Here is a 2195-nt window from a genome sequence, read left to right as displayed (position 1 = left end):
CCGAGCGTCGAGGCACGAGCGCGCAGCTCCGGCGCGAGCGCGCGCGAGTCGCCGGGCTCCCCCGCGAGGCAGCGGACCAGCATCCGCGGCCTCCCTGCCGCCCCGCACGTCGAACCGGGAATGCCGCACACGCGTGTCCGCTCGGCTCGTGCGGCACTGGTCCGACGTGCTGGACGGCTTCGCGACCTGACGCACGCCCCGCCGCCGGGCGTGTGTCACCGCATGCCGCGTGCCCGCGGCCTGATGCCGTGTCGGCGCCCGCGACGCGGCAGACCGAGGTGAAATCAGTCCAGATCGGACCATGACGGCGCGCCGGCGACCTCCACGACCTCCAGTCCGTCCGCGTCGGCGGGGGTCCCGGCCGTCCGCAGGATCTCGGCCTGTCCGACGTCGGCCATCCGCACCGGTGCGCCGTCGACCAGCATCGGGGACCGGTCCAGATGCTCCGGGACGTCCCTGCCGAGCACCTCCGGCCTCCCCACGTAGGCGAGCACCCGGTCGCGTGTGGTTCCGTCCTCGGTGGTGGCGGGCGCGCGGACCCACCCGAGCCGGTAGCACAGGCCCCGGGCCTCGACCTCGTCCAGCGTGGCCCGCTGCCCGGGAGTGACCCACCACAGCGCATGCCGCTCGGTGACTCCGGGCACGGCCGCCAGCACCGCCGGACGTTGCCCGTCCCGCGCTCGGGTTCCCGCGCTCCACACCGCGGCGACGCCGGTCACCTCCACGCTCTGGGCCACGACGGGCCCCGCGAGGCCGAGCGCGTCGCGCATCCACTCGATCTTGCCGGGGCAGGCGTTGCTGCCGTAGGCGAGCACGGGCAGGCGCTCACGCAGGGGAGGCTGCCCGAGCGCGGTCAGCCAGGCATCCAGATCGGAGCCCTCGGAGGTTCCGGTGTCGACACGCCACCCGGAACCGGCCCCCTCGTCCGGGCGCAGCACCCAGAACGCGCCGTCGAGTTCGACGAAACTTCCGTCCGGACGCGCGCCCGGGTACGGGTCGGCCGGATACTGCCTGCTGAGCAGCGGTGACACTGCCGGTGCCCCCGCGCGTGCCGGGTGGTGCTCCCGCACGACGTCCATGTATCCCTCCTCGCGCCGGAGAGAACCACGCCGGTGCCCCGTGGACAAGGCACGTGTGCGGGGGCCCACGCGGCGTGGCCGCCGCTCAGCGGCCGTGACCGTGCCCGGACGGTGACGACAGCGGCGGCGTGTGCGCGGGCGGACGCCGGTGCGCGGTCGCACGCTCGAAGTCGTGGCCCATCGCCAGCAGGGTCGGCTCGCTGAACGGCTCACCCAGCAGTTCGACCCCGACCGGGAGACCGTCGTCGGTGAAGCCCGCGGGCAGGCTCAGTGCGGGGAACCCGCTGTAGGCCGCGAGCCGGCAGTTCAGGTACGACTGCTCGGTGCCGATCCTCGTCGGCGGCTCGGTGATCGTGGGATAGGCCACGGCGTCCAGGTCGTGCGCACGCATCAGGTCGGTGAGCCGGGCGCGCAGCAGGTCACGCTGCCGCAGCTTCTCCTCGTAGGCAGGGTTCGGCAGCGCGGGGCTGTCCACCAGTGAGCGCACCGTCGGAAGCACGCTGTCGCCGACCTCTCCCGAGACGGCGAGGTCGGCGAGGGTCAGCTCGTCACGAGGTTCGGCCAGAGGCGCCAAGCGGTGGGGACGGCCGTGCGCGGAATCGGCGAGATAGGCGTTGAAGTCCCGCTCGAACTCGTCGGCGACCCGGTTCGCGCGCTCGGCGGCGTCGAGAATCTCCGGCCGAGATCCGAGCTCCACCGCCTCGGCGCCCTGGCCGACCATGTCGTCGATCGCGGCGCGCACCAGCGTGTTGGTCGGCGCGGACCTCGGGTCGCCCGCGAAGTAGTCGCTGAACACGCCGATGCGGGCGCCCCGCAGTGCCTCCTCGGACAGGCCCGCACGGTAACTCGGCGGCACCCGGCCGCGCGCGGCTTCGGTGACCGGGTCCGCCGGGTCGTACCCCGCGGTGGCGTCGAGGACGAGCGCGACGTCGGCGACCGAGGTCCCGAGCGGGCCGACCGTGTCCTGCGTGCCCGCCAGCGGGCGACCCCGTCCCGGCTCGACAGGCCCAGCGTCGGCCGCAGCCCCACGAGGTTGGTGTGCGCCGCGGGAATCCGGACCGAGCCGCAGGTGTCGGTGCCGAGGCCGACCGGTGCGAACGCCGCCGCCACGGCCGC

Annotated in this window: 1 protein-coding gene and 1 pseudogene; both read right to left on the bottom strand. The window is 74.6% G+C overall.

Annotated elements, in window-relative coordinates; all coding sequences use genetic code 11:
• Positions 1–284: 284 nt before the first annotated feature.
• Positions 285–1079: a hypothetical protein gene (locus tag SACSA_RS0101570; protein ID WP_019812972.1), complete on the bottom strand. Its 795-nt coding sequence runs from the start codon at positions 1077–1079 to the stop codon at positions 285–287.
• A gap of 85 nt (positions 1080–1164) precedes the next feature.
• Positions 1165–2189: pseudogene (locus tag SACSA_RS0101565) on the bottom strand (amidase).
• Positions 2190–2195 lie beyond the last annotated feature (6 nt).

This window comes from Saccharomonospora saliphila YIM 90502 (genome assembly GCF_000383795.1).
Taxonomy (GTDB): domain Bacteria; phylum Actinomycetota; class Actinomycetes; order Mycobacteriales; family Pseudonocardiaceae; genus Saccharomonospora; species Saccharomonospora saliphila.
This window is presented reverse-complemented; position numbering and strand designations above follow the sequence as displayed.